This window comes from Xanthomonas sp. NCPPB 2250, from assembly GCF_056725265.1.
In genome coordinates this window covers 5175758-5202716 of record NZ_CM161520.1, presented here as the reverse complement: position 1 = coordinate 5202716, position 26959 = coordinate 5175758, and the positions used below count along the sequence as shown (strand labels likewise).

The following is a 26959-nucleotide window of genomic DNA, read 5'->3' as shown; positions in this document are numbered from 1 at the left end:
CAGATCTAAATTCGTCGATAGACCGGGCATGAAGGGCGCGCTCGGGCGCGGCGCATTCGGCCGGTGGGAGAGGAAAGCGGATGGATCAGACTACCACCGGCGCGCAGGGTCGGGAATGGTTTTCCCACGGCTATTCACAGATCCATCCACAGGCCCGGCGCGCCTGGCCCTTGTCGTCGTCAATACAGGGAGTTGACCGCGACGTGAGGGGTCCTATAGAATTTCCGGTTCTTTCCGCCCCATTCAGATCAGAGCGCCCCGATGGCCACCAAGCGCACCTTCCAGCCCAGCAACCTCAAGCGCAAGCGCGACCACGGCTTCCGTGCCCGTATGGCCACCGCCGACGGCCGCAAGATCCTGGCCCGTCGCCGCGCCAAGGGCCGCAAGCGCCTGAGCGCTTGATTGCTTCGCCGCCCCAGGCGGCGCCTGCAATCCGGACCGTGAATCATCCCGACCCGCGTAGGCGATTTCCTCGCTCTGCGCGGGTTCGCACGTCTGCGGAATACCGCGTCGTGTTCGATGCCGCGCGCCGCTGTTCCGAGCCGCTGATGAGCCTGCACTGGCGCAATGCGCCGCACCCGGCGCGGCTGGGTCTGGCGGTGTCGCGCAAGGTCGACAAGCGTGCGGTCGTGCGCAATCGCATCAAGCGCGTGCTGCGCGAGGCCACGCGGCAGTTGTTGCCGTGGCTGGCGCCCGGCGATTACGTGGTGGTGGCGCGCAGCGCCGCCGCCCAGGCCAGCGGCGAGCAACTGCGCCAGGCCTATCTGCGCCTGCTGCGTCGCGCCGGCGCATTGCCGGCCCCGGCCGCGGACGGCACAATGCCGCCGCCCGATCGTCCTTCTTCCCCCACATCCACGTCAGAACCTGCTTCTGGCTGAGCCGAGCTTGCCTGTCCGATGAACCAGACCCGCCTTTTCCTGATTTTCGCCTGGCTGATGGTCGCGGCGCTGTTGTGGATGGAGTGGAACAAGGAACACGCGCCGAACGCCACCGCGGCGACGGTCGCGGCGGCGACCACGGTGCCGCCGGCGCAGGACGCCGATGCCGGCGCCACGCATGCGCCGGCCGTTCCGCAGGCCACGGTGCCCGGCACCGCGCCGGCCAGCACCACGCCCGAAACCGCCGCGGCCAGCGCCGCGCCGCGGGTCACCGTCACCACCGATGTGCTGCGCCTGACCCTGGACGGCCGCAGCGTGTTCGACGCCGACCTGTTGCTGTTCCCGCAGACCAAGCAGCCCGGCAGCCCGCCGGTGCAGCTGCTGACCGAGGATGCGGCGCATCCGTACACCGCCACCAGCGGCTGGGTCGGCGAGCGCAATTCGCCGTCGCCGGGCCCGGGCGGCTTCCGCCCCGAGCATCCGGGCCAGGACTACGTGCTGGCCAAGGGCCAGGACAGCCTGCAGGTGCCGTTCGTATGGAATGGCCCGGACGGCGTCACCATCCGTCGCATCTACACCCTGCAGCGCGGCCACTACGCCGTGCAGGTGCGCGACGAGGTCGTCAACCACGGCAGCAAGCCGTGGCAGGGCTACGTGTTCCGCAAGCTGAGCCGGGTGCCGACCATCGTCAGCCGCGGCATGACCAACCCGGATTCCTTCAGCTTCAACGGCGCCACCTGGTTCAGCCCGGCCGACGGCTACCAGCGTCGCGCGTTCAAGGACTACCTGGACGACGGCCCGCTGAACCAGACGGTCAAGGGTGGCTGGATCGCGCTGTTGCAGCACCACTTCTTCACCAGCTGGATTCCGCAGGGCGACCAGGATTCCCTGTTCGTGCTGTCCAACGACGGCCCGCGGCATGTAGTCGAAGCGCGCGGCCCCGGTTTCACGGTGGCGCCGGGCGCCACCGCCAGCACCGAAGCGCGGCTGTGGGTCGGGCCGAAGCTGGTCAGCCAGATCGCCAAGGAGAACGTGCGCGGCCTCGACCGCGTGGTCGACTACAGCCGTTTCTCCGTGATGGCACTGCTCGGCCAGGGCCTGTTCTGGATCCTCAGCCATCTGCACAGCCTGCTCGGCAACTGGGGCTGGTCGATCGTCGGCCTGGTGGTGCTGCTGAAGCTGGTGCTGTATCCGCTGTCGGCCGCGCAGTACAAGAGCGCGGCCAAGATGCGCAAGTTCCAGCCGCGCATCCAGCAGCTCAAGGAGCGCTACGGCGACGACAAGCAGAAGTTCCAGACGGCGATGATGGAGCTGTACAAGAAGGAGAAGATCAACCCGATGGGCGGCTGTCTGCCGGTGCTGATCCAGATGCCGATCTTCTTCGCGCTGTACTGGGTGCTGGTGGAGTCGGTGGAACTGCGCCAGGCGCCGTGGTTCGCCTGGATCCAGGACCTGACCGCACGCGATCCGTACTTCATCCTGCCGGTGATCAACGTGATAGTGACTTGGTTCACGCAGAAGCTGACCCCGGCCCCGGGCATGGATCCGGTGCAGGCCAAGATGATGCAGTTCATGCCGCTGGTGTTCGGCGTGATGATGGCCTTCGTGCCGTCGGGCCTGGTGTTGTACTGGGTCACCAACGGTTCGCTGGGCCTGTTGCAGCAGTGGTGGATGCTCAAGCGTCACGGCGAGGCGGCCACCGCTGGTGGCGGCGGCGGCGGCAAGCCGCCGGCCAAGGCCAAGAAGTAAACCCGACACAACGCCCGCCCTCCGGCGGGCGTTGCGCATGCGGCCGGGGAAGGCGCCGGCGTGTGCGTTTTCCGCATCGCCTTGCTCGCGAGTCCGTGGTCATGCGCAAGCGCCGTCGTCCGTTGTCGTCGTCCGTTGTGGTGATCGGCCTGCTCGCCTTGGCCCTGGCCGCGTGCCAGCGCACGCCTGCCGACAGCGCGGTCACGCAATCCAAGCCCGCGACATCGGCGCCGGCGATCGCCATTCCAGGCTCTGCCGCATTGCAGGCCCAGGCGACCACGCTGCTGCAAGGCCTGCAGGCGCAGCTGGCGGCGCAGCGCAAGATCATCGTGTTGCTGGCCGACGAGGCCAAGCAGTCGCCGGCCGACCGGCAGACCTCCAGCAGCGTCGGCCAGCAGCTGTTCCACGAGGGCCTGGAGCGCCGCGAGGCGCTGGCCAAGCAATTCGACGCGCTGCTGGCGCTGCCCGACCCGCAGCGCTTCGCCGCGGTCGGCAGCCTGCTGGACTACGTCGAATCGGCGCCGGACCTGTACGACGCCGACCGCCTGGCATTTCGCGAGATTCTCGCCGACTGGCAGGTGCGCATCGGCAAGGACTCCTCGCTGCCGGCGATCAAGCTGCACCAGCGCATCGGCGAGGACCTGGAAGCGCTCGACGAGATCGAGCGCACCTACAACCGCGAGATCACCGCGATCTTCAGCCGCTTCGATCGCACCCGCGCGATCGTGCAGAAGCGCGAGAAGTGGGAGGACTACGTCGCCCACCTGGGCACGCTGTACACGCGCGAGGCGATCCTGCGCGACTACGGCGTGATCACCCCGTACCCGATGTCGATGAAGGACAGCGACCGCGAAGTGTTCGGCCGCGACCTGCCGCCGAAGACCGTGGTGCTGAGTTTCGACGACGGCCCGCATCGCGAATACACCGACGAGATCGTCGCCATTCTCAAGCGCTACGACGTGCCGGCCACGTTCTTCGAAGTCGGCCGCAATCTGGGCAAGCTCGAAGCGGACGGCAAGGTCGACCTGTCGCCGCTGGCCAGCGTCAGCCGCAGCCTGATGGAGCAGGGCTACACCGTCGGCAACCACAGCCTGACCCATGCGCAACTATCCAAGGAAACCGGCGCCGCGCTGCGTAGCCAGATCCTCGACACGGACCGCATGCTGCGCGCGGTCGACGCCAAGCGCGCGCCGCTGTTCCGCTTTCCCTACGGTGCGCGCAACGCCGAGGGCATGCAGATTCTCGGCGAGGCGGGGCTGAAGTCGGTGATGTGGAACGTGGATTCACTGGACTGGGCCGACCCGGTGCCGGAGTCGATCATGCAGCGCGTGCTCGAGCAGGTCGGCCGCGAGCAGCGCGGCATCCTGCTGTTCCACGACATCCACGAACGCACCGTCAAGGCGCTGCCGCAGATCCTGGACCGGCTCAGCGCCGACGGCTACCAGTTCGCCGCCTGGAACGGCCGCGACTTCAGCGTGGCGCGCGCGGCCAGCAACGCCGCCGCACCGGCGGTGACCAGCGGCTACGACAAGTCGTGGGCCATCGTCATCGGCATCGACGACTACGCGCACTGGCCCAAGCTGCAGTACGCGGCAAACGACGCGCAGGCCATCGCGCAGACGCTCACCGGCAGCTTCGGTTTCCCTTCGTCGCAGGTGATCGTGCTGAAGAACCAGGAGGCGACCCGCAACAACATCCTGGCCGCTTTCCACGATCGCCTCGCACACGGCGGTGTGAGCAAGAACGACCGCGTGTTCGTGTTCTTCGCCGGCCACGGCGCGACCCGCAAGCTGGCCTCCGGGCGCGACCTCGGCTACATCGTGCCCGCCGATTCGGACCCGGCGCAGTTCGCCACCGACGCGATCCCGATGACCGAGATCCAGGACATCGCCGAAAGCCTGGAAGCCAAGCACGTGCTGTTCGTGATGGACGCCTGCTACAGCGGCCTGGGCCTGACCCGCGGCGGCGGCACCAGCGCCTACCTGCGCGAGAACGCGCGGCGCATCGCCCGGCAGATGCTCACCGCCGGCGGCGCCGACCAACAGGTCGCCGACAGCGGCCCCAACGGCCATTCGGTGTTCACCTGGGTGCTGCTGCAGGCGCTGTCGGGCAAGGCCGACCTCAATGGCGATGGCCTGATCACCGGCACCGAGCTGGCCGCCTACGTGGCGCCGGCGGTGTCGAGCATCTCGCAGCAGACGCCCGCGTTCGGCAGCTTGCCCGGTTCGCAGGGCGGCGAGTTCGTGCTGCAGGTGCCGGAGGGCGAGGAATTCCTCACCGCCAGCACCCAGCAACTGTCCTCGGCGGCGATCGCGATGAACGACCGCGTCGACGCGGCCGCGCCGGCATCGACCGCGACGCCGAACGCGGGCGCCGGCAGCGCCGACGCGCCCGCCGCTGCGGCCAAGCCGGCGGTGGTGGTCAAGGATCTGCAGGGCGGCGAACGACCGCTGGCGGTGCCGGCCGCGGCCGGCCCGGTGTCCGACCGCCAGCGTGCGCAGCGCGCCAACGACCGCGGCCTGCAGCTGTACAAGGAGAAGCGCTACGACGAGGCCGAGGCGCAGTTCACCGAGGCGCTGAAGCTGCGCCCGGACTTCGCGCTGGCGGCCAACAACCTGGGCTTCATCTACTATCGCCAGGGCAAGTACGCGCAGGCCGTGCGCTGGCTGGAGAACACGCTGAAGATCGATCCCTCGCGCGCGGTGGCCTACGTCAACCTGGGCGACGCCTACCGCCAACTCGGCGATGCGGCCAAGGCCAAGCGTGCTTTCCAGACCTACCTGGAGCTGCAACCCAACGGGGCGTCGGCCGCCTACGTCCGCGGCCAGCTGCAGACGCTGTGATCCACCGCGCCGCCGAACCTATCGCCTTCGCCATGCCGTCTTCCGCCACCGAGACCATCGCCGCCATCGCCACCGCTCCCGGCGCGGGCGGCGTCGGCGTGGTCCGTGTGTCCGGTCCGGCGGCGGCGGCCATCGCCGAGGGGCTGGGCCTTGGCGCGCTGGTGCCGCGCAGCGCGCGCTACGCGCGCTTTCGCGACGCGCACGGCGAGATCGTGGACGACGGCATCGCGCTGTGGTTTCCGGCGCCGCGCAGTTTCACCGGCGAGGACGTGCTGGAACTGCAGGCGCATGGCAGCCCGGTGTTGCTGCGGCACCTGGTGGCGCGCTGCTGCGAACTCGGCGCGCGTCCGGCGCGTCCGGGCGAGTTCAGCGAGCGCGCCTTCCTCAACCGCAAGCTCGACCTGGCCCAGGCCGAGGCGATCGCCGACCTGATCGCCGCCGGCGACCTGCGTGCGGCACGCGCGGCACGGCGCTCGTTGGACGGGGTGTTTTCGCGTCGCGTCGACGACCTGGCCGAGCAGCTGATCCACCTGCGCATCCACATCGAAGCGGCGATCGATTTCGCCGACGAGGCGCTGGACACGCTGGGCGGCGAGCAGGTCCGCGCCGGCCTGGCGCAGGCGCGCACCGACCTGGCACAGCTGCGTGCCGACGCCGAACGTGGACGGCGCCTGCGCGATGGCCTGCACGCGGTGCTGGTCGGTCCGCCCAACGCCGGCAAGAGTTCCCTGCTCAATGCGCTGGCCGGCAGCGACCGCGCCATCGTTACCGACATCGCCGGCACCACCCGCGACACCTTGCACGAGACGGTGCGCCTGGACGGCGTGGAACTGACCCTGGTCGACACCGCCGGCCTGCGCGAGGGCGGCGATGCGATCGAGCGCGAGGGCATGCGCCGCGCGCGCCAGGAACTGCAGCGCGCCGACCTGGCGTTGATCGTGCTCGACGCGCGCGAGGCCGAGGCTGGCCATGCCGCGATCGCCGACGCCATCGCCGATGTGCCGCAGCGCCTGTGGATCCACAACAAGAGCGACCTGCTCGTCGCCGTGCCCGCGGCCAGCGCCGAGCGCGTCTACGTGTCCGCCGCCACCGGCAGCGGCCTGGAGCAGTTGCACGCGCAGTTGCGCGCGATCGCCGGCGCCGCGGCTGGCGAGGGCAGCGACGGCGAGTTTTCCGCGCGCGCCCGCCACGTCAACGCGCTGCAGCGCGCCGCGACGCATGCCGATGCGGCGGCGGTCGAACTGCAGCACGAACGCCTGGAACTGGCCGCCGAAGAGCTGCGCCTGGCCCATGCCGCGCTCGGCGAGATCGTCGGCACGCTCAGCGCCGACGACCTGCTCGGGCGGATCTTCTCCAGCTTCTGCATTGGTAAGTGACAGTGATGAGTGGTTCCCCAGGAACCGTCGCTATCCGCTTGCGCTGGCTACGAGCAGCGCGTTTATATCAGGCACAGAGCCAGAATGAATGGGTTATCTGCAAAAGAAGCGAAGCATAACGGCCAAGTGCTGTCATCAGTTCAAGGCGTACCTAAAACTGCCATAACAGTTAGAGCATATGAGCATCTATTACACGTCCTGACGACACCCCCGCTCCTGCTAACAGCAACCTTTGGGCGGTTTTGTACTTTTGCGTACCTTGCTAAAGCAGGGTAGTCGAACTCCCAGCCAGCCATTACTTAAAAGAAATTGCTTTCGAAACAAAGTAACATTATTATGTCACACGGTGACAAAATAATTCATAAAAATCTATTGCTTTTGATGGGTTTCTTTGTTATAGGTTTAATGCTGAGATAGATCAGCGAAACCACAAGGAAGAAAAAATGGATGTTGTTAACGCAATGAACGCCGTGGTGCTTGAAACTGAAACTGTTTCTTGTGAATCTGGAATGGAAGTTATTCACCCCATTTTCTACCCAATCTCTGTAATTGCGCTTATGATTGCTTGATAAAAAGGCACCCTTCGGGGTGCCTTTTTTTAAAAGGATTTTTATTATGCTCGATAGAATTATCAGTGATTTGTATGAATTGAATAAAATCCGCACTGAGCAAGAATTCATTGAAGCCGCTGCGATAAGGATTAGAAATTACGGGTCTCTCGATCACTGCGTGGCGCTTGAGAGCCTGTGCAGCAAAGTACTAGAAGAGGGTGGGATACCATTTTCAATGACGGAAAATGTTGTTCCTCTTGTAAATGCCACAAAAGAGAATAATTGCTCTGCATTTTTAACATTTTTAGGAGCTAGTAAGAGTTCCGTTTCACAGGAAGGGTTTCATCTTTTTAACGGGCACAAGGAAAAGGAAGAGAATGGTTTGGTTCCTAGTGCTCGATTTTCAATGGTGTCGTTGATAGTTTCGGGAAGTGCAACATACAATTATGCAGCTCTAAGTAGGGGAATTCCTGAGGAGATAGTCGATCCAAGTATATTTAAAGAAATATTTATCACTAAGAAAGAAAGAATAGAGGCGTTAGAAGGCTCCGTCATTAAGCGGAGCTTTAAGGCTAATCTAATAAATTTTGACAAAGAAAATTCAAAAGCGATAATTCTAACGCTCGTCAATCAAAGATTCGAGTCTCGATTTCAATACCAGTTTGACGGCGTGCAGGGTCATCTTGTCTCAGTAACCGATTTTGAGACCCGAGAAAGTAGAAAGCTAAAAGCTATTAAGCTAATAGAAAAATATGGAAATCAATCTTCGCTTTCTTCATTGGGAAAGTTGCATTCGAGCCCACATCATATGGTTCGTTGGTACGCCCTTAGGGCATTGGTAAATCTTGACCGAACAAATGCTAGGAATTATCTCCTGGTAGGGCAGCAGGATAAGAATACTGAAATCAGCGAAAAGTGTAACTCGATTCTCCAAGCCATGGATGAAGGAGAAATTGCATGACAAAATTTTTTGCGCCAGCACAAATCTCGAACTCAATAAATCTTGATCAGTTCATTGACTATGTTGAAAGAGAAATTGATTTCGAAGATCCCGCTTCAATTGCAGAAGCGAAAGGTCAGATTCAAGCCGTTGCTTCGGATCCGACTTGGTTTATAGAATACCTGAATAAGGAAATCGAGCAAGACTTGCTTAGGGACAGAGCGGTGAGGAATGAGTACACCTCAAACACATTTTTGATTTTAGTTTCAAAGAAAGGAAACTATTTCATTCGGGCTAATGTCTGGATGCCAAGCGATGACCCGTTGAGGCGTGAAGTCCCTAAAAGCCTGTATGCAGAAGAATTTCTGCACGATCATACGTTTGATTTGCTCACTGTTGGGCTATTGGGCTCTGGATACAGAACGACAGTTTACAACTATGCAGGCGATGCCATCATTGGCAACCTTGATGAGCGAGTGCCAGTGGACGAACCAGTGGATCTGCAACTAAGCCCCGGTGCTGCCATCTTCATGGAAAAGAATGTCACTATCCATCGGCAGCATCCGCCAGAGGATATCTCTGTATCACTTAATCTCGCGTGCCGAGATATGCGTGATCCGATGAGAAAGCAATATGAGTTTGAAGAGGACACTCAAGGTATACTGAGAATTCGCGGCATTCATTATAGCGATGCGCTTAACCCTAACGCGACGGAAAGTCTTATCAATATCTGCGGAAGCTTCTATAATGAACGCACAAAGTCAATGATGTTGAACCTCTTTGAGTACATGGCTAAGCGCCCAAATCTACACGAGCAAAATCTGCTGGTTTTACTTGACTGGTTCAACAAGGTAGGAATAAGTGTAGAAACGCTCCCGCAGCTCAAGGGGAAAATATCCAAACATTTAAAAAGTCGTTTGTCACCCAGCGTTGCTGTTGAATTGAATCCAAGTTGGTTTTAAGTCTGCTGCCACCTTTGTATGGAAGCTTAATGAAAGCTCGAAAACAGATTTGAGGATAATTATTTTCGCGCCAATACTGTAGTTTTGGCCGAGGTGGGTGCCTTGCGCCTGCCTAGGTCACCACGCTGATTGTTAAGCTATGTAGGGGCAAAGCTGGGATCTCTGTGGATAAGCTGCGCGTTTTCCGGCTGATAGGGCCAGTGAGTAATCAGAGACGACATCTGTGACCTCCGGCGCCCGCCGAGTTTTAGTGAGGGCGTCGTCGAACTGAGGATACAAAGCACCTCTAGTGCTGCGTACAGCCGTCTTATCCGCTTGAGCACCATGTGCTCGACAGGCGAGTTCAGCAAATCTGCCGTTGTTTGGACATGGCACGGGCCGAGGTGATCGCCTACATGATCGCGACCTGAGCTAGGCTCGCTGGACGATCTGCACTCGTGTTGTGTCGGCGAATTGGCGGAACAACTGATCTATCTGCACATTTCTGTACATTCATATTGGATGCAGCGCTCTACTTCGCTGGCGAGGCGCTGGAAGCGCTGGTCGGTGCGTAGCTTCCAGCGAGCCACCGGTATGCGCGCATGGGCTTGGCGTACCTGCCTGCCAATGTTGGCAGGCGAGGGTAGCGAAGGTGAATTCTCCGTGCGCCCGCCACGTCGATGCACTGCAGCGCGGCGTGGTCCACGCCGCCGCGGCCGCCGCCGAACTGCAGCACGAACGCCTGGAACTGGCCGCCGAGGAACTGCGGTTGGCCCATGCCGCGCTCGGCGAGATCGTCGGCACGCTCAGCGCCGACGACCTGCTCGGGCGGATCTTCTCCAGTTTCTGCATCGGCAAGTAGCGCGCACCCGCGCGCCGCCGAGTTCGCTTACGGCTTCAACGCCGCCAGCTGCGCGCGCTGCTCCTGCAGCCACTGTTCGAACGGCAGCGGCGCCTGCCCGGTCAGCGCCTGGTAGTCGCCAGTGACCGTGGCGACGCGGCCGGCGGCGGTGTTGGTGTCGAACGACGCATAGATGCGCGCGACCGGCTCCGGCAGGCCGGCGCCGACCATACCCTGCACCAGGCCTTCGACCGGTACCGGCACCACCTGGATCTGCACGTCCAGCACCTGCGCGACCAGCGCGGCGATCTCGGCGGTGGTGTAGGCGCGCGCGCCGCTGAGGGTGAGCGTGCGCTTGCCGTCGCCGCCGACCAGAGCGACCGCGGCGGCGCGGGCCAGGTCGTCGCGCGCGATATGGGCGATGCCGCCATCGCCGGCCGCGCTGTACCAGTGGCCCGAGGCCAGCACCGACGGCAGGCTCATGAACAGGTTTTCGAAGTACCAGTGGTTGCGCAGCACGGTCCAGGCGGGCAGGGCGCTGGCGGCCAGGCTGTCCTCGGTGCCGGCGTGATCCGTGGCCAGCAGCAGCGGCGAGTCGTGCGGTTCCGGGCAGGAGGTGTAGACCAGGTGGCCGACGCCGGCGCGTTCGGCGGCGGCGATCGCGGCCTGATGCTGCTGCAGGCGGTGGCCGGGGCGGTCCAGCGCGTCGGTGCTGATCAGCAGCACGCGGCCGGCACCACGGAACGCGGTGTCGAGCGACGTGGCGTCGTCGAAATCGCCGTGGCGCACGTCCACGCCGCGTGCGGCCCAAGCGGCCAGGCGCTCGGGCTGGCGGGTCATCGCCACCACGCGCGCTGGCGCCACCTTGAGGGTGTCGAGCAGGTGCGCGAGCACGCGCTGGCCGAACTGGCCGCCAGCGCCGGTGACGAGCAGGGAATCGGAAGATGCGGACATGACAGGTCTCCTGAGGAAGGGCGGCGTCGCAGGACGCCATGGTCTGGAAAAGGAACCTGGTCTATCCTAGAGACCTTGGCCGACCTGTAAAGACGGCACTTTTTCCGCCCCTGATTACCCCGAGGTAACCACCATGGACACCGTCGTACCGCCTGTCGCTGCCTGCGACCCGCTGTTGAGCCAGCAGTTGCAGGACTACCAGCGTGCCGGCATGGCCATCGACCAGTGCCCGGTGCGCGACGTGCTGGCGCAGATCGGCGACAAGTGGAGCACCCTGTTCGTGATGCTGCTGGCCGAACGCCCGCACCGCTTCGGCGAACTGCGCCGCGCGGTGCCCGACATCTCCCAGCGCATGCTGACCCAGACCCTGCGCGACCTGCAGCGCGAAGGGCTGGTCGCCCGCGAGGTGCTGCCGACCGTGCCGCCTGGGGTGGAGTACCGACTCACCCCGCTGGGGCAGTCGCTGAGCGTGGTGCTGGCACCGCTGGTGCGCTGGGCGGCCGACCATCACGCGCAGATCCGCAGCGCACGTGCTGCGTTCGAGGCCGATGCACCGGCGCGGGCGGCGGGTGCCGCGTACGGTTGACGCGTCCCGTACGAGCGGCTTCAGCCGCGCCGGGCTTTACGGAGAACGCCGCGTCGCGGCTGAAGCCGCTCCTACGGACATTTCGGCATCACCCGCATCACTCGCGATATCTCCCGCCCTGAAACCCCCAAGGCCACGAACGTCCGAACTCGGCAACCGCCGATCAGTTCCCCGTAACCACCCGCGCGCAGTAGCTGTCGCCGTCGCGCTGCACCCGCACCGGTCCGCCGAACACCGCAGACAACGGTGCATCGGCCAACAACTCCTCGCGCGTGCCGTCGGCGTACACCTGGCCCTCGCGCAGCAGGATCACCCGTGCGATTTCCGGCACGATCTCCTCGATGTGGTGGGTGACCAGCACCAGGGTGATGCCCTGGCGGGCGAGGTCGCGCATCGTCGCCAGCAGGTGCTCGCGCGCGACCAGGTCCAGGCCGGTGCTGGGTTCGTCCAGCAGCAGCGCCTGCGGCCGGTTGACCAGGGCGCGCGCGATCAGCACGCGCCGGGTCTCGCCGGCCGACAGTTCGGCATAGGGACGCCGCAACAGCGGCAACGCGTGCGCCGCCTGCAGCGCCTCGCGCGCGCGGTCGCGCATCGCATCGGTCACCTCGCGGTGCGGCGGCACCACATAGCTGGCGAAGAATCCCGACAGCACCGCGCTCTCCACGTCCAGCCCAGGCATGTCGGCGAGATTGACGCTGAGGTCGCCGGTGACGATGCCCAACTGACTGCGCAGCCGGTCCACCTGCCAGCGGCTCTGGCCGAGCACCCGCACCGCCGGTTCCTCGCCGGCGCGCGCCAGCGGATACAGCTCGCGGGTGATGAGCTTGATGAACGAGGATTTGCCGCAGCCGTTCGGGCCGAGGATGGCAGTGTGCTGGCCGAGCGCGATGCGCAGGCTCAGCGCATGCAGCACGCGGACCTGACCACGGACGACGCTGGCACGGTCGAGTTCGATCAACGGCGCGGCCGCTGGCACGGGGGTTGCTTGGGAAGAGGCGGCTGACATGGAACCGAAACCGTTCTGTGATCGGAAGCGCTTGGCGGCTGAATACCATACGCGAGCGCCGGGTGAAGTTTGCTCCCGCAACCCCCATCATGTCGTCATCCCCTCACGCCGTCCTACGCTCTGGAGCTTCTGGCAATGTTCGACGCGATCCTCGACTTCCTCGGCAATGGCCTGCTCGGCGTCGGCTGGTGGGGCATGCTGGCCGTGCTGCTGCTGTTCACCCAGCTCACCATCTTCGCGGTGACGCTGTACCTGCACCGCAGCCAGGCGCACCGCGGAGTGGACTTCCATCCGCTGCTGTCGCACTTCTTCCGCTTCTGGACCTGGTTCACCACCTCGATGATCACCAAGGAGTGGGTGGCGATCCATCGCAAGCACCACGCCAAGGTGGAGACCGAGGAAGACCCGCACAGCCCGCAGACCAAGGGCATCGCCCGCGTGTTCTGGCGCGGCGTGGAGCTGTACCGCGAAGCGCGCACCCAGCGCGGCGACATCGAGCAGTACGGCAAGGGCGCGCCGGACGACTGGATCGAGCGGCATCTGTACACCCCGTACGCGAACCTGGGGCCGGTGGCGCTGTTCGCGGTCAACTTCGCGCTGTTCGGCCTGCCCGGCATCGCGCTGTGGGCGCTGCAGATGGCGTGGATCCCGTTCTGGGCCGCCGGCGTGATCAACGGCCTGGGCCACTGGTGGGGCTACCGCAACTTCGAGTCCGCCGACACCTCGACCAATCTGACCCCGTGGGCGCTGTGGATCGGTGGCGAAGAGCTGCACAACAACCACCATGCCTTCCCGAGCTCGGCGCGCTTCTCGATGCGCCGTTGGGAACTGGACATCGGCTGGATCGCGATCCGCGCGCTGGCCGCGCTGCGCCTGGCCAAGATCCTGCGCGTGGCGCCGACCCTGGACGTGCGCCCGAACATCGCCGTGCCCGACGCCGACACCCTGCGCGCGCTGCTGTCGCATCGCTTCCAGGCGATGACCGATTACCAGCGCAACGTGTTCAAGCCCGCGCTGAAGGAAGAAGCCGCTCAGGCCGGCGCCAAGCTGCGCAAACTGCTGCCGCGGCGCCTGCGCAAGGGCCTGGTCGACGATGGCCGCTGGCTCAAGCCCGACGCGCGCGAACAGCTGCAGCACTGGGTGGCGCAGCGCCCACGCATGCGCACGCTGGTCGAGCACCGCGCCCGCCTGGCGGCCCTGCTCGAAGCGCGCACCCATGACGCGAGCGAACGCCTCAAGCACCTGCAGGCCTGGTGTCACGATGCCGAAGCCAGCGGCATCGCCGCGCTGCAGGCCTACGCCGCACGACTGAAGGGCTACGCCCTGGCATGAGCCGGGGCGGACTGTGCAACCAATCGCACGAACGCCGCCTCGCGCGGCGTTCGTCGTTGATGGCCGGACTGACACTGCGCATCGCCTGCGCCCTGTTCGCCGGAGGCATCGTCAGCGCCCATGCGCAGGCGATCGACAGCACCACCAGCTACCTGCAGCGCATGGACCGCGACGGCGACGGCCGCGTCAGCCTGGACGAATACCTGGCCTGGATGAGCTACGCCTTCGACGCGCGCGACCTCGATCATGACGGCGTGCTCAGCCCCGCCGAACTGCCCGGCGGCCGCGGCCCCCCGATCACCCGCGCACAGCACCTCGCCACCCTGACCGCCCGCTTCCGCAAGCAGGACACCAACGGCGACGGCTACCTTAGCGCCCGGGAGCTGGCGGCGCCGCCGCAGTAGGGAACGCCGATCCGGAGGGCGTTGTGCTCTCCGGTTCCGGGGCGGGCGCTGCGGTGTCCAGCGCCGAGGCGGGTCTGCGTGTACAAACCAGGTGCAGCAGCGCGACCGAAAGAAAGGCAATGGCGGTCGCTTGCGTCTGAAGGCAGACCATCACCCAGGCGAGCAAGTAATGCATTGCCGCAAGCTTGTGGTGCATGGACGGCAGTATGGTGGCGGCTTTTATCCGCATCAGCGCGACGCCGCCTCGCTATCCAGGATCCAAACCCATTCGCGCATCAGGTGACGCCTTCCAAGACCCAGGCCTTGCAGCGTTGGAAATTCTCTTCCCCTTTCCAAACCTCGGTATAGGTGGGGCCACGCACGCGTCCGAGCAGTTCCAAGGCTTTCTCCCGATCGCGTGCCAGGCAGGCGAAGCGGGCAAAATTCTGCAAGTTCCATTCGTCCGCATAGACCTTGAGCACGTCGTCGATGCCAGCACGCATGGTCGACCAGCGCGCCAGCGATTCGGTGAACAAGCGTTCGTCGAAGATCGATTGCGAGGCGTACCAATAGATGCGTGCGTACAGTCCCTTTCCCTCACGTGCCCGCGTTCGTTCCATCGCCATCGTGGCGAAGCGTTCGATGTCGGCGGCGTTGCCTCCCCATTTGGGCGAATAGAACTCGATCGCCTGGAAGTAGATCTCGTAGTACGCAGGGTACCGCGCCATCGCCTCGTCGATCAGCGCCTGGAACCTGTCATCGTCCCACTGCTGCGCCTTGGCAACGCCTTCCATTTTGATGTACCACTCAGGATCCAACGACGCGATCTGCTTGTTGTCTTCAAGATACTGCCGGGTCGCTTCGATGCCGGCTTTGAACGGCGCCCAGTCCTGCGGACGGACCGTATTGGCATAGCCATTGCCGCGATGGCTCCAGGCCCGACTGGAGAGCCATGTTGCATAGGCGATTCGTGCGCTGGGAGACTTCGGATATGCCGCGATCCAACGCTTGGCGACGCTCTCTTTTTCTGCCCACGTCGCCTCGCTGTATGACCCAGTGCGGAAATAGCGACCGACGCCGCTATGCAGCACGCTCAATTTCCAGACGCCACTGGAGGTCCTGGACTGCTTCGTTCGATAGACCGCCGCTTGCCGTTCGAGCGCCGCGATGTCGCCACTCTTCATGGCGGATTTTGCACCTTCGAAAATTGCGGTGCGTTCTTCCATCTCTTCAGCACAGGCGAGCGCAGAAATCGTCGCTGCAGCGAAAAAAAGCAGCGCCGACAACAGGCGATACGTCATCTGGGGCATTGGATTCATCTCCTTGAAAAATTGTGTTTCCTTGACGGGCGCGCGGGTCACGTCCGATGGAGCTGCCGGCTACTGCACTAGGATCGGTGTGTACCTGGTTACAGACAAGCGCGACATCACGCTGGTGTTACAGTTTCCAAATCCTGTTATCGACTCGCCGCGACCGTACCATCATGCCCGAACTCCCCGAAGTCGAAACCACCCGGCGCGGCCTGGAGCCGCATCTGTCGGGGCGGCGCATCCATGGGGTGATCCTGCGTCGGCCGGATCTGCGCTGGCCGATTCCACCGGAAGTGGCCGAGCAGTTGCCGGGGCAGCGCATCGAGGGCATTCGCCGGCGCGCGAAGTACTTGTTGCTGGATACCGCGGTCGGCAGTGCGCTGCTGCATCTGGGCATGTCCGGCAGCTTGCGCGTGCTGCCCGGCGATACGCCGCCGCGGGCGCACGACCACGTCGACATCAGCCTGGAAGACGGCCGGGTGCTCCGCTTCAACGACCCGCGCCGGTTCGGTTGCCTGCTGTGGCAGACGCCGGGCGAGACCCATCCGCTGCTCGCCGAGCTGGGGCCGGAGCCGCTGTCGGATGCGTTCGACGGCGATCATCTGTTCCGGCTCAGCCGCGGCCGCACTGCGCCGGTCAAGACCTTCCTGATGGATCAGCGCATCGTGGTCGGGGTGGGCAACATCTACGCGGCCGAGAGTCTGTTCCAGGCGGGCATCAGTCCGCTGCGCGAGGCGGGCGAGGTCTCGCGCGTCCGCTATGCGCGCCTGGCCGACGCGGCCAAGGCGATCCTGGGCTATGCGATCCAGCGCGGCGGCACGACCTTGCGCGATTTCATCAGCCCGGATGGGGCGCCGGGCTACTTTGAGCAGGAACTGTCGGTCTACGGCCGCGAGGGCGAGGCCTGCAAGCGCTGCGGGCGCACGCTGCGCCACGCCAGCATCGGCCAGCGCGCCAGCGTCTGGTGTGGCCACTGCCAGCGCTGAGCAACGAACGAACGCCATCGCGCTGCACGCACCGACCAAGGCGGTGCGGCGTCTGCAGGGACACCGCCAGCACCGCGCTTCTTGCAGCGTCTCGGCACGATGGGCCGTCGCGACCGCGAGCGCGATTCAGCCGCGCCCGGCCTTGCCGGTAACGCGTCGGCTCAAGCGCACATGTCAGTGGGCTTTTCAACGGGCCTTGTCGCGTCGTTAGCGGCTCCCGAAAACACCTCGCCCACTCGGGCATAGCGACGCCGATGTGGTCGGCTCGGCAAACCGTGTCGCCCGGGCCCGCCGGCTCCCCTCCCGCACGTCTACGCCCGGGACGCACTCCCACGGACACCATCACCGCCACCTTCGGCGCCGCTTGTCTATGATGGGCGTCCTTTTCCGTTTCGATCCCGGCCATGCAACGACGCGATTTCCTCAAGAACGCCGCCGCCGCCTTCGCCGCCATGGGCTTGCCGGCGATGCCGATGCTCGGCCAGGCGGCCCCTGCGGTGGGCCTGCGCCGCCTGGGCAAGCCGCAGCCGTTCGACTACGCCTGGCTCAAGGGCCACGCGCGGGCCATGGCCGATGCGCCGTACCAGAGCCACAAGCGGGTGCTGCCGGCGCCGGTGGAGGGCCTGACCTGGGACCAGTACCAGTCGATCCGCTACCGCCAGGACCATGCGTTGTGGGCGGCCGAGCAGGGCCCGAAGTTCCAGGCCAAGTTCTTCCACCTGGGCCTGTACTTCAAGACCCCGGTGCACATGTTCGACCTGGTCGACGGGCAGGCGCAGGAACTGGCCTACGACAGCGCGGCGTTCGATTACGGCAGCAGCGGGCTGAAGGGCAAGCCGCTGCCGAAGGAACTGGGCTTCGCCGGCTTCCGCCTCAACACCAAGCAGGACACCGAGCGCGACTTCGCCGCGTTCCTCGGCGCCAGCTACTTCCGTGCGGTGGGCAAGGAGGGCCAGTACGGCCAGTCAGCGCGCGGCTTGGCGATCGATACCGGCACCGGCGGGCCGGAGGAATTCCCGGACTTCATCGCCTATTGGCTGGAGCAGCCCAAGGCCGGCTCGGACACGGTGGTGGTGTACGCACTGCTGGATTCGCCCAGCGTGGCCGGCGCCTACCGCTTCGCGATCACCAACGGCGACGTGCTGCTGATGGACATCGACAGTGCGCTGTATCCGCGCAAGACCATCGAGCGCCTGGGCCTGGGGCCGTGCACCAGCATGTACCAGGTGGGCGAGAACGACCGCCGCATGGATTGGGACTGGCGCCCAGAAATCCACGACACCGACGGCTTGGCGATGTGGACCGGCGGCGGCGAATGGATCTGGCGGCCGCTGTGCAATCCGCCGCACCTGCGCTTCAACATGTTCGTCGACGAGAACCCGCGCGGTTTCGGCCTGCTGCAGCGCGACCGCAACTTCGATCATTACCAGGACGACGGTGTGTTCTACGAGAAGCGCCCGTGCCTGTGGGTGGAGCCGAAGCAGGGCTGGGGCAAGGGCTCGGTGCAACTGGTGGAAATCCCCACCGTCGACGAGACCTTCGACAACATCGTCGCGTTCTGGAATCCGCAGGACAAGCCGCAGCCCGGCCAGGAGCTGCTGTTCGGCTACCGCCTGTACTGGGGCGCACAGGCGCCGGCGTCCTCGCCGCTGGCGCACTGCGTGGCCACGCGTACCGGCCTGGGCGGCGTGGTCGGGCAGAAGCGGCATTACTTCTCGTGGCGCTTCGCGGTGGATTTCGTCGGTGGCGAACTGGCCAAGCTGGGCAAGGAGAAGGACGCCAAGGTCGAGGCGGTGCTGCAGCTCAACCGCGGCCGCACCGAGATCGTCTCGGCGCGGCCGCTGCACGAGATTTCCGGCTACCGCGCGATGTTCGACGTGGTGCCGCCGGACGAAGGCACCGAGCAGATCGACATCCGCCTGTACCTGCGCAGCGGCGAGCGCCCGCTCACCGAGACCTGGCTGTACCAGTGGACGCCGCCGCCGGCGGCCGAGCGCAAGCTGTATTGAGCGGGGTGGGCATGCAGTACCGAAGTGCGTGCCCGTCGCATCTTCGAAGTGCAGATGGCCACACCTTTCGCGGGTGCGCGCGCGGGTTGGGATGTCCTGGTTGCGTCCTGATGCCTCAGGGTTGCGGTGGCGCGTAGCCGACGGGTTGCTTCGTCGCGGCTGAAGCCGCTCCTACAACGGGTGCAACGGGGGCGGCGCTTGCGCAACTGCGTTGCCACGCCTCCAAGAAGCGCACGCCTGCGCTGCCTGCATGGCGCCCGTCTCCAACCGTAGGAGCGGCTTCAGCCGCGACCGCTCCTAACCGAGAAGGCGGACCCCAGCCCCGATCCGGCATACAGACAGGCGTTGCCGCGCGGGAACCCGGGGCGACACCGGACGTTCCTTGTGAGAGGACTTCAGTCCCGACGCGCTTCGCGCTGCGCCACAGACGCGACGCGAAGACAGACCTGCACTCAATGCTTGGCCGGCTCCTGCGGCGGCGGGGGCGGCGTACCTTCCGTGCTGATGTCCTCGACATCGCCGATGTCGACCCGGCCCGGGGTGCGGCCGTCCCACACCTGGTCCTGCAGTTTCCAGTACGCGCTCGGTTCCCAGAACTGCTTGGCGTAGAACACTTCCGGATCGATGCTTCCGCCGCGCGGGCCGTTGATCGACAGCGGGCCGGCCGCGGCGGAGTGGCCGAGCAGGCCGCCGGTGCTGCGCATCGCTTCGCGCCGCAGGACCGCTTCCTGGCGCGGCTTGGCGACCTGGTCGCCGTACTCGGCGAGCATCGACTTGTCGAGCTTGGCCGCGCGCTTGCGCTCGTCCGGGGTCAGCTGGTTCCAGTACTCCATCTTGCGCGCGCCGAACTGGTCGTAGCCGCGCTCGGCGGCCAGCGCCATCCACAGGAAGCCCATCGTATGGTCGGCGGCGCCGCCCTGGCCTTCCCAGTACATCTCGCCCAACCGCGCCTGCGACGGCTTGTCGGCATAGCGTGCGGCCAGCTGGTACTGCTTCCTGGCCTCGGCGTACTCGCCCTTCTTGTCGGCGCGGATGCCGGCACGGCGATAGAACAGGTCCAGGTGCGCGTCGAGGAACCCGTCGGTGAGTACCTGCGCCGGGATGTCCTGGAAGGTGTGGTCGCCCGGGGCCGCAGCGGCGCGGCCGGGCAGGGCGAGCAGCAGGGCACAGGCCAACGCGGTGCCGCTACCTGCGAAAAATCCTTTCAACGAAACCATGTTCCTCATCCCATGAGTGCGATCGGCGCGATTCTAGGCATGCCGCTTGGGCGCGCTCCATAGACTGATGGCATAGGCACGGGCGCCTGCGCGGCAATCGTCAGCGGCGGTTCATCGCGGTCCGATCCGACGCACCAGTGCGGTGCGTCGCGCGTTGCATCCGGGTTACAGCGGCAGCGCGATCTGCAGCGGATCGATGCGCCCTTCGCCGCGCATGATCTTCTTGAACTCGGGGCGGCTGACCGACACGTAGCGTTCGTTGCCGCCGATCTCCACCTGCGGGCCGTCCTGCACCGCATGGCCGTTCTCGTCCACGCGCACGGTCATCGTCGCCTTGCTGCCGGTGTGGCAGATGGTCTTGATCTCCTGCAGCTCGTCGGCCCAGGCCAGCAGGTACTGGCTGCCTTCGAACAGCTCGCCGCGGAAATCGGTGCGCAGGCCGTAGCACAGCACCGGGATGCGCAGCCGGTCGACCACTTCGCTGAGCTGCCAGACCTGCGCGCGGCTGAGGAACTGCGCTTCGTCCACCAGCACGCAATGCAGGGGTCCGTGGCTGACGATGTCGGCCTCGATGGTGGCCAGCAGATCGGTGTCGGCGCCGAAGCCCATGCCGTCGGCGCGCAGGCCGATGCGCGAGGCGACCACGCCGCTGCCGGCGCGATGGTCCAGCCGCGGCGTCAGGATCGCCGTGCGCATGCCGCGCTCGCGGTAGTTGTGCGCCGACTGCAGCAGCGTGGTGGTCTTGCCGGCGTTCATCGCCGAATAGTAGAAATACAGTTTCGCCATGCCGCCGATTCTAGCGCGGCGGCCGCGCGCCCCGGCCGCCGGGCGGTTCGCGAACCGGTTCAGCGCCGGCGCGGCGGTGGGGCGTCGGCGCCGGCCGGTGCCCGTTACAATGCGCGGCCAAGGGAAGTCTTCATGCACGGTCTCAATCCTCCCCAACGCGCCGCGGTCCTGCATTGCGAGGGTCCGTTGCTGGTGCTGGCCGGCGCCGGCAGCGGCAAGACCCGCGTGATCGTGGAAAAGATCGCGCACCTGATCGCCAGCGGCCGCTACCCGGCCAAGCGCATCGCCGCGATCACCTTCACCAACAAGTCGGCCAAGGAAATGCGCGAGCGCGTGGCCAAGCGCATCCGCAGCGAGGCCGCCGACGGCCTGACCATCTGCACCTTCCACGCCCTGGGCCTGAAGTTCCTGCAGATCGAACATGCCGCGGTGGGCCTGAAGCGCGGTTTCTCGATCTTCGACGCCGACGATGCCGCCGCGCAGATCAAGGACCTGATGCCCGGGGCCAAGCCCGATGCGATCGAGGACGCCAAGAACCTGATCTCGCGCGCCAAGAACGCTGGGTTGTCGCCGGAACAGGCGATGGCGGCGGCGCGCAGCAACCGCGAGCAGGAAGCGGCCAGCCTGTACGAGCGCTACCAGGCACGGCTGAGCACCTTCAACGCGGTGGACTTCGACGACCTGATCCGCCTGCCGGTGCAGGTGCTGGAGGAGAACGAGGACATCGTGATGGCCTGGCGCGAACGCATCGGCTATCTGCTGGTGGACGAAAGCCAGGACACCAACGATGCGCAGTACCGGCTGCTGAAGATGCTGGCCGGCCCACGCGGCAACTTCACCTGCGTGGGCGACGACGACCAGAGCATCTACGCCTGGCGCGGCGCCAACCCGGAGAACCTGATGCAGATGGGCCGCGACTATCCGGCCCTGCAGATCATCAAGCTGGAACAGAACTACCGCTGCTCCAACCGCGTGCTGCGCGCGGCCAACGCCTTGATCGCGCACAACCCGCACGAGCATCTGAAGACGCTGTGGAGCGACCAGGCCGACGGCGAGCGCATCCGCGTGTGGGAGTGCCGCGACAGCGAGCACGAGGCGGAGAAGGTGGCTGCTGAGATCGCCTACCTGGGCACCGCCAAGCAGGTGCCGTGGAGCGACTTCTGCATCCTGTTCCGCGGCAACTTCCAGTCGCGGCCGCTGGAAAAGGCGCTGCAGATGGCCAGCGTGCCGTACCACATCACCGGCGGCACCGCGTTCCTGGAGCGGCAGGAGGTCAAGGACGTGCTGTCCTGGCTGCGCCTGCTGGTCAATCCCGACGACGACGCGGCGTTCCTGCGCGCGGTGCAGGCGCCCAAGCGCGAGGTCGGCGCGACCTCGCTGGCCAAGCTGGCCGAACTGGCCTCGGCCAAGCACCTGCCGATGTCGCGCGCGGCCGAGTCGGTGGGCGCGCTGCAGCAGTTGCCGCCGCGCGCGGCCAACGGCCTGAGCGACTTCGTCGACATCCTGCACGAACTCCGCACGGCCTCGGCCACGCTGTCCTCGGCCGACGTGGTGCGCCAGCTCGCCGAGCAGTCGGGGCTGATCCGCGAACTGCGCAGCCAATGCAAGGACGAAGCGACGTTCCAGCGCCGCCGCGGCAACCTGGAGGAACTGGCCAAGTGGTTCGAGGGCGGCCCGCGCGGCGCCACCGTCGGCGACCTGGCCGCGCAGCTGGCGCTGCTGTCGCGCAACGACAAGGACGACGGCGGCAACCAGGTGCGGATGATGACCATGCACGCCTCCAAGGGCCTGGAGTTCCGCTACGTGTTCATCGTCGGCTGCGAGGACGGCGTGCTGCCGCACGAGGTCAGCCTGGAAGAAGGCAACCTGCAGGAAGAGCGGCGTCTGTTGTACGTGGGCATCACCCGCGCCAAGGAGCAGCTGTGGATGAGCTACAGCAAGCTCACCCGCAAGTTCGGCGAGCATATCCGGCTCAAGCCCAGCCGCTTCTTCGACGAGATCCCGGCCGAGGAAATGCAGCGCGACGGCGCCGATCCGGTAGCCGACGCCGCGCGCAAGAAGGAGCGCGCGAATGCGGGGTTGGCGGCGATCCAGGCGTTGTTTGATTAGAGGCGGGGATTGGGGAGTTGGGATTGGGGATTCGTAACGGCGGGGTGCGTCGCGCTCGCTGTTCCTTCTCCCCTCGGGAGAAGGTGCCCCGCAGGGGCGGATGAGGGTACGGGCGAAGCCTCGTATACCCAAACGCTGCGAGTCGCTTCGCGCCGCACCCTCACCCCAACCCCTCTCCCGGTGGGAGAGGGGCTAGTCGGCTGTTCCTTCTCCCCTCGGGAGAAGGTGCCCCGAAGGGGCGGATGAGGGTACGGGCGAAGCCTTGTGTGCCCACACTCCGCGGGTCGCTTCGCGCCGTACCCTCACCCCAACCTCTTTCCCGGTGGGAGAGGGGCTAGTCGGCTGTTCCTTCTCCCCTCGGGAGAAGGTGCCCCGCAGGGGCGGATGAGGGTATGGGCGCAGCCTCGTGTGCCCAAACGCTGCGAGTCGCTTCGCGCCGTATCCTCACCCCAACCCCTCTCCCGGGGGGAGAGGGGCTTGATTGCGGGCGCTCACATACTGTTCGTTGTGTGCAGGGTTGGAGGACTCCGGCCAGGCGCGTTCTCTGCGGTGTGATTGCTGGTTTCTTTCGCCGCGGCAGAAACACGCGCGGCTCCTGCCGAGGCTTGCGGAGCACACGGCCAATGCACTGTGGGAGGGACTTCAGTCCCGACGCATTGCGGTGTGCCGAAGCCAGTCGCGCCGCGCATCGCGGCAGCAGCCATCTCTACAAAATGAGAACGGGCCGCGCTAGGCGGCCCGTCTCTCGTTCAACGCCACTGGCGCTTACGCCGACAGGTGCTCGATCGCCGCGACGCTGCCGAGGCGGTCGCCCAGGCGCTTGAGCAGGGCCAGGCGGTTGCGGCGCAGCGCCGGGTCGTCGGCGTTGACCATCACGCCGTCGAAGAACGCGTCCACCTGCGGGCGCAGCCGCGCCAGGAAGTTCAGCACGGTGACGTAGTCGTGCTGGCGCAGCGCGCCGTCGGTCTCGGCGATCGCCGCTTCCACTGCCTCGGCCAGCGCGCGCTCGGCCGGCTCGCGCAGCAGGCCCACATCGATCTGCGCCGGAATCTCGCCCTCGGCCTTGCGCAGGATGTTGCGGATGCGCTTGTTGGCCGCGGCCAGCGCCTCGGCCTCCGGCAATGCGGCGAAGGTGCCGATCGCGTCGATGCGGCGGTCGAAGTCGTACAGCGAAGCTGGCTTCAGTTCCGCCACCGCGTTGAACTGCGTCGTCGGCACGCCCTTGTCGGCGTAGTAGCCACGCAGACGGTCAAGGATGAAGTCGTAAATTTCTTCTGCAAGAGAACCCTTCAGCGACGCAGATACAGTCACGCCCGACGACGTCTTGATCCCTGCTTTCTTTGCGGCAATAAGCGCTTGAATCTTCTCGCGAGCGCTAACGTCAGCAAGTGCGTGTTGAACCTGGATTAGGGCAGAGCCGAGCATTTCTTCCAGATCCACATCAAACCCACTCTCAATCACCGTCCGCGCCAACCCCAGCGCATTGCGCCGCAGCGCGAACGGATCCTTGTTGCCGGTCGGCTTCAACCCTGCGGCAAACCCACCGGCCAGCGTGTCCAAACGTTCGGCAATCGCGAGCACCTTGCCCAGCGGCGACAGCGCGATGTCGTCGCCGGCGAAGCGCGGCTGGTAGGCCTCGTCGATCGCCAGGGCGATCTCGCTGGGTTCGCCCGCGGCGACGGCGTAATGGCGGCCGGCAATGCCTTGCAGTTCCGGGAACTCGTTGACCATGCGCGACTGCAGGTCGTTCTTGCTCAGTTCGGCGGCGCGGCGCGCCTGCGCCGGATCCACGCCGATCTGCGCGGCGATCGCCTCGGCCAGCGCGGCAACGCGCTGCACCTTGTCGGCGATGCTGCCAAGCTTGGCCTGGTAGGTGACGCTGGCCAGGCCGGCGCCCATCGCCTCCAGGCCCTGCTTGAGGTCTTCGTCGAAGAAGAACTTGGCGTCGGCGAAACGCGGGCGGATCACCCGCTCGTAGCCCTTGGCCACTTCGGCGACGTCGCGCGAAACGATGTTGGCGATGCCGATGAAATGCTCGGTGAGCTTGCCGCCGTCGTCCAGTACCGGGAAGAACTTCTGGTTGCTCTCCATGGTCTCGATCAGCGCTTCCTGCGGCACCGCCAGGAACGCCGGCTCGAACTTGCACAGCACTGCCGACGGCCATTCGACCAGGTTCACCACCTGCTCCAGGTTGTCTTCGGCGATGCGCGCGCTGCCGCCGGCCTCGCGCGCGGCCTGTTCGACCTCGGCGACGATGCGCGCGCGGCGCACGTCCGGGTCCACCAGCACCTGCGCGGCCTGCAGCGCGGCCACGTAGTCGCCCGGCTGCGCCAGCGGCACCGGCGCGTCGTGCAGGAAGCGGTGGCCGCGGCTGTCGCGGCCGGCCTCCACGCCGAACAGCGGCATCGGCACCACCTCGTTGCCGAACAGCAGCACCAGCCACTGCACCGGCCGCGCGAAGCCATAGTCGTGATCGCCCCAGCGCATCGGCTTGGGGATCGGCATCGCCGCGATCGCCTCGCGCAGGATCTCCGGCAGCAGCGTCGCGGTGCGCGCGCCCGGATTCACCGCACGGTGCACGAAGCGCTCGCCCTTGGCGTCGCTGGTGCGTTCCAGCGCGGTCCAGTCGATCCCGGCCTTGGCGGCGAAACCCTGCAGCGCCTTGGTCGGCTGGCCATCCGCGTCCAGCGCGATGTTGAGGTAGGGGCCGAGCACTTCCGCGCGCTGCTCCGGTTGCTCGACGGCCACGCCCGGCAGCAGCACTGCCAGCCGGCGCGGCGTGGACAGCGGCTTGGCGTCGCCACGCTCGACCGCGATGCCGCGCTTCTCCAGCCCGGCGATCACGCCGTCGAACAGCGCCTGGGCCAGGCCCGGCAATGCCTTGACCGGCAGTTCCTCGGTGCCCAGTTCGATCAGCAGGGGATGCATGCTCATATCACGTCCTTCCGGGTCGCCAGCAGGTCGCTGCGCCCAATCGATTTGTCTTTAGGCTTGCCACGACCATCGCGGTCGTCGCCGTTGATCGCCAGCAGCCACAAGCCGGCCACCGGCAGCAGGAAGCAGCCGAACAGGAACCAGCCAAAGGCGCTGCGCCCGCGCTGCTGCGCCCACCAGGCGCAGAAGTAGCCGAACGCCAACGGCGCCGACCACAGCAGGCCGAGCATCACGAACAGCTCCCGATCAGACCGCATCGGCCGCGCCTCAGCGCTTCACGCCGGGGAAGCCGAGCTTCTCGCGCTGCGCGTAGTAGGCCTTGGCCACCGCCTGCGCCAGCGCGCGTACGCGCAGGATGTAGCGCTGGCGTTCGGTCACCGAGATCGCGCGGCGTGCGTCGAGCAGGTTGAAGGCGTGGCTGGCCTTGGTCACCTGCTCGTACGCCGGCAGCGGCAGCCCAACCTCGACCAGCGCCTGCGCTTCCTGCTCGCACGCGTCGAAGCGGTGGAACAGCTCGGCCACGTTGGCGTGTTCGAAGTTGTACGCGCTCTGCTCCACCTCGTTCTGGTGGTAGACGTCGCCGTAGGTGACCGGGGTGCCGTCGGGGCCGTAGGTCCATACCAGGTCGTAGACGTTGTCGCAGTTCTGCAGGTACATGCACAGGCGCTCGAGACCGTAGGTGATCTCGCCCAGCACCGGCTTGCACTCCAGGCCGCCGGCCTGCTGGAAGTAGGTGAACTGGGTGACTTCCATGCCGTTGAGCCACACCTCCCAGCCCAGGCCCCAGGCGCCGAGCGTGGGCGATTCCCAGTTGTCCTCGACGAAGCGCAGGTCGTGCACCAGCGGATCGATGCCCAGCGCCTTGAGCGAGTCCAGGTACAACTGCTGGATGTTGTCCGGGTTCGGCTTCATCGCCACCTGGTACTGGTAGTAGCGCTGCAGGCGATTCGGATTTTCGCCGTAGCGGCCGTCGGTCGGGCGGCGGCTCGGCTGCACGTAGGCCGCATTCCACGGCTCCGGTCCGAGCGCACGCAGGAACGTGGACGGGTGGAAGGTGCCGGCACCCACTTCCAGGTCCAGCGATTGGATCAGCACGCAGCCGTGCTGCGCCCAGAACTGGTTGAGGGTCTGGATCAGACCCTGGAACGTGATCGGTACGGACCGGGTGACGGACATCTAGCAGGGGCCGGTTGAGGGGTGCGCTAGTATAGCGACCGACTCGCGGGGA

The 26959-nt window shown here is 65.7% G+C and carries 22 protein-coding genes and 1 pseudogene; 15 read left to right on the top strand and 8 right to left on the bottom strand.

The window, feature by feature from the left end; all coding sequences use genetic code 11:
• Positions 1–261 precede the first annotated feature (261 nt).
• The 9 genes and pseudogenes from rpmH to AC1PMG_RS21280 all read left to right on the top strand — a co-directional run.
• On the top strand, positions 262–402 hold the full coding sequence (rpmH, locus tag AC1PMG_RS21320) for a 50S ribosomal protein L34 (protein WP_003469983.1): 141 nt from the start codon (positions 262–264) through the stop codon (positions 400–402).
• Between the two features lie 38 nt (positions 403–440).
• Positions 441–878: a ribonuclease P protein component gene (gene rnpA / locus AC1PMG_RS21315; protein WP_481110190.1), complete on the top strand. Its 438-nt coding sequence runs from the start codon at positions 441–443 to the stop codon at positions 876–878.
• A gap of 18 nt (positions 879–896) precedes the next feature.
• Positions 897–2627 (top strand): membrane protein insertase YidC, encoded by a 1731-nt coding sequence (gene yidC, locus AC1PMG_RS21310; protein ID WP_481110189.1) that lies wholly within the window; start codon positions 897–899, stop codon positions 2625–2627.
• A 101-nt stretch (positions 2628–2728) separates the two neighbouring features.
• Positions 2729–5470, top strand: coding sequence for a polysaccharide deacetylase family protein (locus AC1PMG_RS21305; RefSeq protein ID WP_481110188.1), 2742 nt, complete (start codon positions 2729–2731; stop codon positions 5468–5470).
• Between the two features lie 32 nt (positions 5471–5502).
• Positions 5503–6846, top strand: coding sequence for a tRNA uridine-5-carboxymethylaminomethyl(34) synthesis GTPase MnmE (mnmE, locus tag AC1PMG_RS21300; RefSeq protein ID WP_481110187.1), 1344 nt, complete (start codon positions 5503–5505; stop codon positions 6844–6846).
• A gap of 443 nt (positions 6847–7289) precedes the next feature.
• Positions 7290–7415 (top strand): hypothetical protein, encoded by a 126-nt coding sequence (locus AC1PMG_RS21295; RefSeq protein ID WP_481110186.1) that lies wholly within the window; start codon positions 7290–7292, stop codon positions 7413–7415.
• Positions 7416–7461: 46 nt separating this feature from the next.
• Positions 7462–8358 (top strand): hypothetical protein, encoded by an 897-nt coding sequence (locus AC1PMG_RS21290; protein WP_481110185.1) that lies wholly within the window; start codon positions 7462–7464, stop codon positions 8356–8358.
• Positions 8355–9299 carry a hypothetical protein gene (locus AC1PMG_RS21285; protein WP_481110184.1) on the top strand — a complete coding sequence of 315 codons (945 nt, stop codon included), beginning with the start codon at positions 8355–8357 and terminating at the stop codon, positions 9297–9299. The genes AC1PMG_RS21290 and AC1PMG_RS21285 overlap by 4 nt, the downstream gene beginning before the upstream one ends.
• Before the next feature lie 627 nt (positions 9300–9926).
• Positions 9927–10140 (top strand): annotated as a pseudogene (locus AC1PMG_RS21280) (tRNA uridine-5-carboxymethylaminomethyl(34) synthesis GTPase MnmE); the annotation flags it as partial.
• A 27-nt stretch (positions 10141–10167) separates the two neighbouring features.
• Here AC1PMG_RS21280 and AC1PMG_RS21275 read toward each other — a convergent pair.
• Positions 10168–11073 (bottom strand): NmrA family NAD(P)-binding protein, encoded by a 906-nt coding sequence (locus AC1PMG_RS21275; RefSeq protein ID WP_481110183.1) that lies wholly within the window; start codon positions 11071–11073, stop codon positions 10168–10170.
• Positions 11074–11206: 133 nt separating this feature from the next.
• Here AC1PMG_RS21275 and AC1PMG_RS21270 point away from each other — a divergent pair, with 133 nt between their 5' ends.
• The gene (locus tag AC1PMG_RS21270) at positions 11207–11659 is read left to right on the top strand and encodes a winged helix-turn-helix transcriptional regulator (RefSeq protein ID WP_267102767.1); all 453 of its coding nucleotides are present in this window, start codon (positions 11207–11209) and stop codon (positions 11657–11659) included.
• 163 nt (positions 11660–11822) lie between these two features.
• Here the strand turns inward: AC1PMG_RS21270 and AC1PMG_RS21265 are convergent, their stop codons facing one another.
• On the bottom strand, positions 11823–12665 hold the full coding sequence (locus AC1PMG_RS21265) for an ABC transporter ATP-binding protein (protein WP_481110182.1): 843 nt from the start codon (positions 12663–12665) through the stop codon (positions 11823–11825).
• A 135-nt stretch (positions 12666–12800) separates the two neighbouring features.
• On the opposite strand from AC1PMG_RS21265, the gene AC1PMG_RS21260 reads away from it, so the two are divergent.
• Positions 12801–13997: a DesA family fatty acid desaturase gene (locus AC1PMG_RS21260; protein ID WP_017907974.1), complete on the top strand. Its 1197-nt coding sequence runs from the start codon at positions 12801–12803 to the stop codon at positions 13995–13997.
• Between the two features lie 59 nt (positions 13998–14056).
• Complete coding sequence (locus AC1PMG_RS21255) at positions 14057–14401, top strand: EF-hand domain-containing protein (protein ID WP_481110181.1); 345 nt, start codon at positions 14057–14059, stop codon at positions 14399–14401.
• Between the two features lie 275 nt (positions 14402–14676).
• On the opposite strand, the gene AC1PMG_RS21250 is transcribed toward AC1PMG_RS21255, so the two are convergent.
• Complete coding sequence (locus AC1PMG_RS21250) at positions 14677–15741, bottom strand: DUF4034 domain-containing protein (protein WP_481110180.1); 1065 nt, start codon at positions 15739–15741, stop codon at positions 14677–14679.
• A 122-nt stretch (positions 15742–15863) separates the two neighbouring features.
• Here AC1PMG_RS21250 and mutM point away from each other — a divergent pair, with 122 nt between their 5' ends.
• A complete protein-coding gene (gene mutM / locus AC1PMG_RS21245; RefSeq protein WP_481110179.1) occupies positions 15864–16676 on the top strand; it encodes a bifunctional DNA-formamidopyrimidine glycosylase/DNA-(apurinic or apyrimidinic site) lyase in 813 nt (270 codons plus the stop codon).
• A gap of 404 nt (positions 16677–17080) precedes the next feature.
• The gene (locus AC1PMG_RS21240; RefSeq protein WP_481110178.1) at positions 17081–18685 is read left to right on the top strand and encodes an OpgD/OpgG family glucan biosynthesis protein; all 1605 of its coding nucleotides are present in this window, start codon (positions 17081–17083) and stop codon (positions 18683–18685) included.
• Positions 18686–19137: 452 nt separating this feature from the next.
• On the opposite strand, the gene AC1PMG_RS21235 is transcribed toward AC1PMG_RS21240, so the two are convergent.
• Together AC1PMG_RS21235 and AC1PMG_RS21230 are read right to left on the bottom strand one after the other, a co-directional pair.
• Positions 19138–19902 (bottom strand): SEL1-like repeat protein, encoded by a 765-nt coding sequence (locus AC1PMG_RS21235; protein WP_481110177.1) that lies wholly within the window; start codon positions 19900–19902, stop codon positions 19138–19140.
• A 165-nt stretch (positions 19903–20067) separates the two neighbouring features.
• The gene (locus AC1PMG_RS21230) at positions 20068–20688 is read right to left on the bottom strand and encodes a thymidine kinase (RefSeq protein WP_481110176.1); all 621 of its coding nucleotides are present in this window, start codon (positions 20686–20688) and stop codon (positions 20068–20070) included.
• A gap of 132 nt (positions 20689–20820) precedes the next feature.
• Here AC1PMG_RS21230 and rep point away from each other — a divergent pair, with 132 nt between their 5' ends.
• Positions 20821–22797 carry a DNA helicase Rep gene (gene rep / locus AC1PMG_RS21225; protein ID WP_481110175.1) on the top strand — a complete coding sequence of 659 codons (1977 nt, stop codon included), beginning with the start codon at positions 20821–20823 and terminating at the stop codon, positions 22795–22797.
• A gap of 765 nt (positions 22798–23562) precedes the next feature.
• On the opposite strand, the gene glyS is transcribed toward rep, so the two are convergent.
• Genes glyS through glyQ form a run of 3 tightly spaced genes read right to left on the bottom strand, consistent with a single transcriptional unit; the run spans position 23563 to position 26907 of the window.
• Positions 23563–25725, bottom strand: a complete 2163-nt coding sequence (gene glyS, locus AC1PMG_RS21220; RefSeq protein ID WP_481111733.1) for a glycine--tRNA ligase subunit beta — start codon at positions 25723–25725, stop codon at positions 23563–23565.
• Positions 25726–25727: 2 nt separating this feature from the next.
• The gene (locus AC1PMG_RS21215) at positions 25728–25988 is read right to left on the bottom strand and encodes a hypothetical protein (RefSeq protein ID WP_481110174.1); all 261 of its coding nucleotides are present in this window, start codon (positions 25986–25988) and stop codon (positions 25728–25730) included.
• Positions 25989–25998: 10 nt separating this feature from the next.
• Positions 25999–26907 (bottom strand): glycine--tRNA ligase subunit alpha, encoded by a 909-nt coding sequence (gene glyQ / locus AC1PMG_RS21210; RefSeq protein ID WP_342074394.1) that lies wholly within the window; start codon positions 26905–26907, stop codon positions 25999–26001.
• Between the last annotated feature and the right edge of the window lie 52 nt (positions 26908–26959).

Bases quoted from the DNA above. Each gene is read 5' to 3' on its own strand.
- AC1PMG_RS21305 (WP_481110188.1), top strand. From the start codon at position 2,729: ATGCGCAAGCGCCGTCGTCCGTTGTCGTCGTCCGTTGTGGTGATCGGC.
- AC1PMG_RS21270 (WP_267102767.1), top strand. From the start codon at position 11,207: ATGGACACCGTCGTACCGCCTGTCGCTGCCTGCGACCCGCTGTTGAGC.
- glyS (WP_481111733.1), bottom strand. From the start codon at position 25,725: ATGCATCCCCTGCTGATCGAACTGGGCACCGAGGAACTGCCGGTCAAG.
- rep (WP_481110175.1), top strand. From the start codon at position 20,821: ATGCACGGTCTCAATCCTCCCCAACGCGCCGCGGTCCTGCATTGCGAG.
- AC1PMG_RS21230 (WP_481110176.1), bottom strand. From the start codon at position 20,688: ATGGCGAAACTGTATTTCTACTATTCGGCGATGAACGCCGGCAAGACC.
- AC1PMG_RS21265 (WP_481110182.1), bottom strand. From the start codon at position 12,665: ATGTCAGCCGCCTCTTCCCAAGCAACCCCCGTGCCAGCGGCCGCGCCG.
- AC1PMG_RS21260 (WP_017907974.1), top strand. From the start codon at position 12,801: ATGTTCGACGCGATCCTCGACTTCCTCGGCAATGGCCTGCTCGGCGTC.
- rpmH (WP_003469983.1), top strand. From the start codon at position 262: ATGGCCACCAAGCGCACCTTCCAGCCCAGCAACCTCAAGCGCAAGCGC.
- AC1PMG_RS21275 (WP_481110183.1), bottom strand. From the start codon at position 11,073: ATGTCCGCATCTTCCGATTCCCTGCTCGTCACCGGCGCTGGCGGCCAG.
- AC1PMG_RS21255 (WP_481110181.1), top strand. From the start codon at position 14,057: ATGGCCGGACTGACACTGCGCATCGCCTGCGCCCTGTTCGCCGGAGGC.
- AC1PMG_RS21290 (WP_481110185.1), top strand. From the start codon at position 7,462: ATGCTCGATAGAATTATCAGTGATTTGTATGAATTGAATAAAATCCGC.
- mnmE (WP_481110187.1), top strand. From the start codon at position 5,503: ATGCCGTCTTCCGCCACCGAGACCATCGCCGCCATCGCCACCGCTCCC.
- AC1PMG_RS21240 (WP_481110178.1), top strand. From the start codon at position 17,081: ATGCAACGACGCGATTTCCTCAAGAACGCCGCCGCCGCCTTCGCCGCC.
- AC1PMG_RS21215 (WP_481110174.1), bottom strand. From the start codon at position 25,988: ATGCGGTCTGATCGGGAGCTGTTCGTGATGCTCGGCCTGCTGTGGTCG.
- glyQ (WP_342074394.1), bottom strand. From the start codon at position 26,907: ATGTCCGTCACCCGGTCCGTACCGATCACGTTCCAGGGTCTGATCCAG.
- AC1PMG_RS21285 (WP_481110184.1), top strand. From the start codon at position 8,355: ATGACAAAATTTTTTGCGCCAGCACAAATCTCGAACTCAATAAATCTT.
- mutM (WP_481110179.1), top strand. From the start codon at position 15,864: ATGCCCGAACTCCCCGAAGTCGAAACCACCCGGCGCGGCCTGGAGCCG.
- yidC (WP_481110189.1), top strand. From the start codon at position 897: ATGAACCAGACCCGCCTTTTCCTGATTTTCGCCTGGCTGATGGTCGCG.
- AC1PMG_RS21235 (WP_481110177.1), bottom strand. From the start codon at position 19,902: ATGGTTTCGTTGAAAGGATTTTTCGCAGGTAGCGGCACCGCGTTGGCC.
- AC1PMG_RS21295 (WP_481110186.1), top strand. From the start codon at position 7,290: ATGGATGTTGTTAACGCAATGAACGCCGTGGTGCTTGAAACTGAAACT.